At 67.4% G+C, this 6,860-nt stretch carries 6 protein-coding genes; 3 read left to right on the forward strand and 3 right to left on the reverse strand.

Translation table 11 applies throughout. The features are described from left to right. Positions 1-187: 187 nt before the first annotated feature. From GZ997_RS09510 to GZ997_RS09520, 3 genes are read right to left on the reverse strand one after another with little or no spacing between them, the layout of a single operon-like run. Positions 188-1,402 (reverse strand): ABC transporter permease, encoded by a 1,215-nt coding sequence (locus GZ997_RS09510; protein WP_203234159.1) that lies wholly within the window; start codon positions 1,400-1,402, stop codon positions 188-190. After that, complete coding sequence (locus GZ997_RS09515; RefSeq protein ID WP_162679704.1) at positions 1,389-2,537, reverse strand: ABC transporter permease; 1,149 nt, start codon at positions 2,535-2,537, stop codon at positions 1,389-1,391. Before GZ997_RS09515 ends, GZ997_RS09510 begins: the two co-directional genes overlap by 14 nt. A gap of 1 nt (position 2,538) precedes the next feature. After that, positions 2,539-3,489, reverse strand: coding sequence for an ABC transporter ATP-binding protein (locus GZ997_RS09520; protein WP_162679719.1), 951 nt, complete (start codon positions 3,487-3,489; stop codon positions 2,539-2,541). 106 nt (positions 3,490-3,595) lie between these two features. On the opposite strand from GZ997_RS09520, the gene GZ997_RS09525 reads away from it, so the two are divergent. The 3 genes from GZ997_RS09525 (at position 3,596) to GZ997_RS09535 (ending at position 6,528) form a co-directional block, all read left to right on the forward strand. Beyond that, the gene (locus tag GZ997_RS09525) at positions 3,596-4,792 is read left to right on the forward strand and encodes a histidine kinase (RefSeq protein WP_162679705.1); all 1,197 of its coding nucleotides are present in this window, start codon (positions 3,596-3,598) and stop codon (positions 4,790-4,792) included. Then, on the forward strand, positions 4,789-5,436 hold the full coding sequence (locus tag GZ997_RS09530; protein WP_162679706.1) for a response regulator transcription factor: 648 nt from the start codon (positions 4,789-4,791) through the stop codon (positions 5,434-5,436). Before GZ997_RS09525 ends, GZ997_RS09530 begins: the two co-directional genes overlap by 4 nt. 315 nt (positions 5,437-5,751) lie before the next feature. After that, on the forward strand, positions 5,752-6,528 hold the full coding sequence (locus tag GZ997_RS09535; RefSeq protein ID WP_161924663.1) for an SDR family oxidoreductase: 777 nt from the start codon (positions 5,752-5,754) through the stop codon (positions 6,526-6,528). Positions 6,529-6,860 lie beyond the last annotated feature (332 nt).

Below are 6,860 nucleotides of genomic sequence, written 5' to 3' on the forward strand. Positions count from 1 at the left end.
CCGAGAGGAAAAAGTGTCCATCCGTCGCCACTTTGACGGCGGAGGGTCGGGCGTTCGTTGTGGGAGCCCGCATGGTTGCGCCGTTTTACCTCGGTTTGATTATGAAACTAAGGGCTGGCTGCGGTGAAAGTGTGTGAAGATAGACATTTTTCTTCCGGGCATGCGTGCTGCGGCTCCGGGTCTCCGGCTAGACCGCCGTGCGTGCCCGTGAGCGGCCGGCTCCCAGGCCGACGGCTCCGATGGCGATGGCGAACAGGGCGCATATCCCGCAGTAACCGAGCAGTGGCATCAGCACCTGGGCGGAGGTCGAGCTGGCGTTGAAGGCGCCACCGGTGGCCTGGGTCGCCCAATATCCGGGTGTGAGCCGCGCGACCGCGATCACAGCGTCAGGCAGCATGTCCAGGGGTGCCCACGCGCCCGCCAGGACGGAGAATGCCATACCGCCGATGACTGCGATGGCGTTCGCAGCATTCTCCCCCAGCCGTAGTTGTCCCACGAGGAAGCCCACGGCGACTCCGTTGAGGGTGTACGCGGCCAGTGCGAGACCGATCACCCCCAGTCGTGGTGCCGCATCCACGATGCGATCGGCGGCGAAGACCACGGTGCCCAGGCAGAAGAACCACAGCCATGCCACCAGACCTATCAGTAAACACGCGCCGAGCAGTCCCAGACCGCGTGAGCGGCCGGTAACAGGCGCGGAAGACACGCGGGAGTGCACGGGAGGTCGATTGAGGGCAGCCATGAGCACCGCAATCGCTACGACGCAGAAGGCCGTCAGCGGGAACAGCGAGAACAGCGTATACAGCTTCAAGGACTCCGGCAGAAGGAGCGCGTCTTGGGTGATGAGCCGAGCGGCGGAGCCGCCGCGCATAGAATCCTCCGCCAGGGTCACGGCCCGCTCCACGGACTGTTCGGCGGATGCGGTGCCGGTGGCATCCGTGTTCAGAGCACGCAGATAGTCGTAGACCTGGTTCAGGTAGGAGTTGGTGCGCACGTTCATGAGTGAGCCCAAGTAGGACCTGTAGCTGATGACGGTCTCCACGGCGGGCGGCTGGGTTCCGTCCTGGGCCGCGGCCTGTAGCTCCTCGCCGAAGCCGGCGGGGATGATCAGGATGTACTGGATGCGGTCCTTGGCGGTGGCATCCTGGAGTGCCTGTTTGGTGTCTTCCAGCGGCTGGGTGTTGCCGACGGAGCCCACGTATTCGGCCAGTGCCCGGGATAGCGCGGAGTCATCGCGGTCGATCACAGCCACATCAGCCGTCACCTGGGTGACGCCTGCGTCGGTGGCGTTGCCGGAGCCGGTCCCGACGAACACGGCGCCTACGCTCATGAGCACCAGGTAGATCAGGATGTAGAGGCGGTGCGCCGCCAGAATCCGCAGCGAGGTCTTAAAGGTGCTCATGGTTCGTCCTCCGCATACGGATCATGGCGATTATGAAGAACACGAGGGTCATGCCCGCAAGCACGGTGCAGCTGCGAGCGAATGGCTCCAGGGAGTCGTAGTAGAGCAGCCCGTAGAAGCAGCGGGTCGCCTGCCACAGGGGATTGAGCTGGGAGACCAGCGGGGCGCTGAGTTCGACGGCATTGGCCAGTCGCTGTGAGGCGGTGCCGTACAGCCCGCAGAACAGGGCCAGTAGGCAACTGATTGCCGAGACTCCGCCCAGCGGCATCCGCGGGAAGGTCCCCAGGACCGAGCCGGCGGCGCAGGCCATGAGGCTGGAGATCCCGATTGCCAACAGACAAAGCGCCGCGTAAGGGCCGAAGTCCACACCCACCACGAAGCGCATGAACACGAATGCCAGCACCAGGCATGCCCAGGTGCATACCCAGGCCGCGGAAAGCGTTCCCAGGAGCAGCCTCCAGCGCGGCAGCGCCCCCAGGTTGCGGCGTGCCGCCAAAGGCCCTGAGGGAGCGGTGATCTCCTGGACGGCGACTACCGCGATCGTCATGCCCATGCCGCTGGTGAAGGCGAGCAGCGCGAAGTAATACGGCACCTCGGGCTTTCCGGGCACGCGGGTGACCTGGAGCTCGGTGGTGAATGCGTGGCGGTCCTGTACTGCGGCGGCGGCATCCGCGGGCGGTGCTTCCGCGGCGATCAGCGAGGTGATCTCGTCGCGGCTGTGCACGTAGGTGTCCAGCATGGCGCGCAGTACCGGGGTGGTGGACAGGTCATTGCCCTCCGGGGACAGGTGTAGCACGGGGGTGCCGTCCTGGACCGCGATATAGCCGACCGTGTCACCCTTCTGAACGGCCGCCTCGGCCTGCTCCGCGGTGTCGTAGGCCACGGGATCGAGCAGCCGCAGTTCGGCGTCGTCGGTGGAGACGGCGTCAAGGGCGCCGTCCAATCCCGCCTCGGCCGCGTATGCATCATCATGCACGATCCCGATCCGGATGGGGTCGACGGCGTAGCCCGCCTCCAGCCCGGAGAACATCATCATGAACATCAGGGACAGTGCGATCGGCATACCGAGTGTCCACAGCAGCAGGATCCTGTCGCGCAGTAGTCGGAGCACCTGGTAGCGGAAGACGGGGCGCATGTCAGGCCGCCTCATCGCGCAGGGCCCGGCCGGTGATCTCCAGGAACACGTCGTTCAGGGTGGGCGGCTCGGAGGTGATCCGCCCGCATGCCACGTCCGCCGCGGCGAGTGCTTCGAGGACGTCGGCCAGGTTGTGCGCCCCCGGCGTGCACTCGATGACGAGTTCGGGTGCCTCATAGGCGACGGCGCGGACATGCTCCGCCCGGCGTACCGCCTCCAGCTCGCGCTCGCCGAGCTCGGCGGGGGAGATGACCTCCACGCGGATGCGCTCACCGGTGCCGATCATCGCCTTGAGCTCGTTCGCGGTGCCGGCCGCGATCTGCCTGCCCCGGTCCATGATGATGATCCGCGTGCACAGCTGCTCCACCTCCTCCATGTAGTGACTGGTGTAGATGATGGTGGCGCCGCGGGCGTTGAGGTGTTTGATCCCGTCGAGGATGGCGCTGCGGCTCTGCGGGTCCACGGCCACGGTGGGCTCGTCCAGGATGATCAGATCGGGACGGTGGACGATGCCGCAGGCGATGTTCAGGCGGCGCAGCAGGCCTCCGGAGAGCTTCTTGGGGCGGAACCTGGCGAACCGCCCCAGGTCGACGAATTCGATCGCCTCCTGCACCAGCTCGCGACGGCGGGCGCGGTCGGAGACGTACAGGGAGCAGAAGGCGTCTATGTTCTCCCGCACCGTGAGTTCCTCGAAGACGGCCACCTCCTGCGGTACCACCCCGATTCGCCGCTTGAGCTCGTAGGCGGTGGCCGACATCGGCTCGCCGAAGATGCTGATCTCGCCCCGGTTGTAGGTGAGCAGCTGCAGTATGCAATTGAGCGCCGTGGTCTTGCCCGAGCCGTTGGGGCCGAGCAGGCCCAGGATCTCCCCGGAGGCGACGCTGAGCGACAGCCCGTCAACGGCGACCAGCTCCCCGTAGCGCTTGACCAGGTCATCAACGACCACCGCCATGTCGGACACGTCGTCTCCTTTCGTCCGCGGACCGTGTTCGGGGCCATGGTCGCGCGAGGCGGCTCGGTGCCGGAAGTGCCTGCTGTCATGAGGTGGCGGCGCGGGCATGACAAACGTCAGGGGCGTCGTCGGCTCCGCCGGCCGGGTCGCCATCGTCCATAATCGAGGCGTGAGGGAGCTGACGGACAGGGCCGTGGTGCTGGGAGCCTGCGCCGTCCTGGTGTTGGCCTTCGGTATGCCCATGCCGACGACGATCGTGTGGTTCCTGGTTGCCGTTACCTGCAGTGGCACCTGTGCCGCCTGGGGACGGTGGCCGGCCGCGGGTGCCCTACCGGCCGCGTACCTGCTGGCGGGATGCGTGGACCGTGCCGCCATTGTGGGGGTTCCACTGGCCGTCTATGAGCTGGTGGGGGCGGTCTCGGATCGGGGGCGTCGTTGGGTGTGGGTCGGTGCGGCGACCTGTGTGGCGCCCCTGGCATTGGCGCTGCGGGGCGATCCCGACACTGCTGTGTCGGTGGCGGTGGTCCTGGCGGCGGTGGCCGCCCTGCTGGCGGTGCGTTCCGGGCAGGTGGACCGTGCCCACAGCGCCTTGCACGCCGTCCGAGACGATCTTCAGCACCGGGTTACCGTGCTGCAGGAGACGCAGACGCGGCTGGAGGAAGCCCAGGACCACGATACGCGTGCGGCCGCGCTGGCAGAGCGCACCCGGATCGCCCGGGAGATCCATGACGGCGTCGGGCACTTGCTCACTCGACTGCTGTTCCAGGTGCATGCCGCCCAGGTCGCCCATAGGGGCGGCCCGGAGCTGGTGGCCGACCTGAAGCGGATCGAGCAGACAGCCGACGAGGCGCTGTCTGCCATGCGCGCCGGGGTTCATGCCCTGGACGAGAAGGGCGAGGACCTGGCCGTGGCGCTCAACCGGCTCGCCGCAGGCTGCGGCATCAACCAGGCTAGGGTTGACTGTGCTTCGGCCGTGTCTCCACCGGCACCGGTGACACGCTGCCTGGTCGCGGTGGCGCGCGAGGCCCTGACCAACGCCGCCCGCCACGGCAGGGCTAAGACTGCCTGGGTGACGGTCGCCGACTTCCCCGGATTCTGGCGGCTGACGGTCGCCAACGACGGCGCCGTCCCGGCGTGGGCCGAGTCCCCACAGCTGCTGCGCAGCCCGCAGCCTGGCGCCGACGGTCTCGGGCTCGGCACGCGCTCCATGGCCGATCGGGTCGAGTCCCTCGGGGGAACACTCCGTATCCTGACTCGTCCGAGGTTCACGGTGCTCGCGACGATCCCAAAGGAGACCACGTGAAGGTAATGATTGTCGACGACGATCGTCTGCTCGCCCATTCCCTGGCCACGATCCTGGGGGCCGAGGCGGACATCGACGTGGTCGGCGTGGGCGCCAGTGGACAGGAGGCGGTGGCGGGCTTCCGGGAGCGGCGGCCCGACATCCTGCTGCTGGACATACAGATGCCCGGAGGCGACGGACTGGACGCGGCCGAACAGGTCCTTGCCCTGGATCCGGACGCGAAGGTGGTCTTCCTGACCACCTTCGCCGACGACGAGTACATCGTGCGGGCCCTGCGCATGGGTGCCCGCGGTTACCTGATCAAGCAGGACGTGGCGCAGATCGCCCCGGCACTGCGCAGCGTCATGACCGGAATGCGCGTCCTGGAGGGGCGGGTGCTCGAGCGCACCGCCGCCATGGGACTGGCGGCGGGCCCGGCGACGTCGGAGGGCGCCCGTCCGTCTGCCTTCGCCGCGCTGACCGCGCGCGAGTACGAGGTGGTTCAGGCCATCAGCGAGGGGCTCGACAACGCCGAGACGGCGGACCGGCTGCACCTGAGCGAGGGCACCGTGCGTAACCACATCAGTGCGATCCTGGCCAAGCTCGGCCTGCGCAACCGCACCCAGATCGCGGTGCTCTACTACCGCACCTCCCAGAGGCTCTGACCTGGGCGTAACCGTATCCGCTCGCCTCAGGGCGCTTCGTGTTTGAGGGTGTGGTGGTGGAGGCCGACGAGCCCCGGGCGGTGGTGCGCCTGGTCGGGAGCTTGGAGTAATGGAGCCTGCTCAGCCGCCGTACTGGTGGGTAAGCACCGCACCGATGAATACGACAATCCTTCCCAGCGGGAGGTCTAAGCACATAGGCTCGCCTCACGCCTGGTGCGGTCGCCGTTGACCGATCCCGGCGTCGCCTAGCGTTCACAGCCTCTCCGAACCACCCCGCCACCTGGCACTTCCCGATAGAAAGGCCTCTCGGACACCATGGACCGTAACTACTTCGACCTGACCGGACAGGTCGCCCTCGTCACCGGCTGCTCCTCCGGCCTGGGGGTGCAGATGGCCAAGGCGCTGGCCTCGGCGGGCGCGAGTATCGTCGCCGTCGCCCGCCGCGTGGAGCGCATTGAGGCGGTCGCGGCCGAGATCGCCACGGAGTTCGGCGTGCAGACCCTTGCCATCCGCTGCGACATCACCGACACCGCCAATGTGGAGGCGGTCGTGGACGCCGTCCTGGAGAAGTTCGGACGGCTCGACATCCTGGTCAACAACGCGGGCACCGGTGCCGTCGGCCCGGCGGAGGACATGACCGATGAGCAGTTCCAGCAGGAGTTCGACATCGACTTGCTGGGTTCCTTCCGCGTGGCGCGCGCCGCCGCGAAGAAGGCGATGATTCCGGCCGGCTACGGCAGGATCGTCAACATTTCCTCCATGTATGGCCTGGTGGGCAATATGGTGGCCGGCTCCGCCCCGTACCACGCCGCCAAGGGCGGGCTCGTGAACCTCACCCGGGCGCTGGCCGCCGAGTGGGGCAAGTACGGCATTACCGTCAACGCGATCTGCCCCGGCTACTTCTACACCGAGCTGACCACCCAGACCCTCGACTCCGACTTTTTCCAGGAGCACGCCCAGCGTGCCATTCCTGTCGGTCGTTACGGGCAGGAGGGTGAGCTCGACGCCGCCGCCCTGTTCCTGGCCGCGCCTTCTTCTGCCTACGTCACCGGCACTGCCATCCCCGTCGACGGCGGCTACACGGCCATATAACCGCGCTTGCCGACGACGGGCTGCTGCGCCGGTCAACCGGTTCAGGGGCCGTCACGGGCTGCTTGCCCGCCTGCGCGCAGCAGACGCCGGTGATGCTGTCGCCGTGCGTCGGCACCCTGGTGCGTGCGCCGCTGCGAGGGGCGCGGACCGGGTGGGCACGCTGGTGCGCCCCGCGCGACGGTTCGGCACTTCCGGTGACGGTTCGTACCTTTGCACCGACGCTTCGTACCGTTCGGTGACGCTACGTACCCCTACGGTACTGTGTTGTCTCATGACTTCTGGGACTGTTGGATCTCATGACATCTGGGAGTGTCAGAAGTCGTGAGATTCTG

The organism is Actinomyces sp. 565, from assembly GCF_010365615.1.
In the GTDB taxonomy this organism is placed as follows: Bacteria; Actinomycetota; Actinomycetes; order Actinomycetales; family Actinomycetaceae; genus Actinomyces.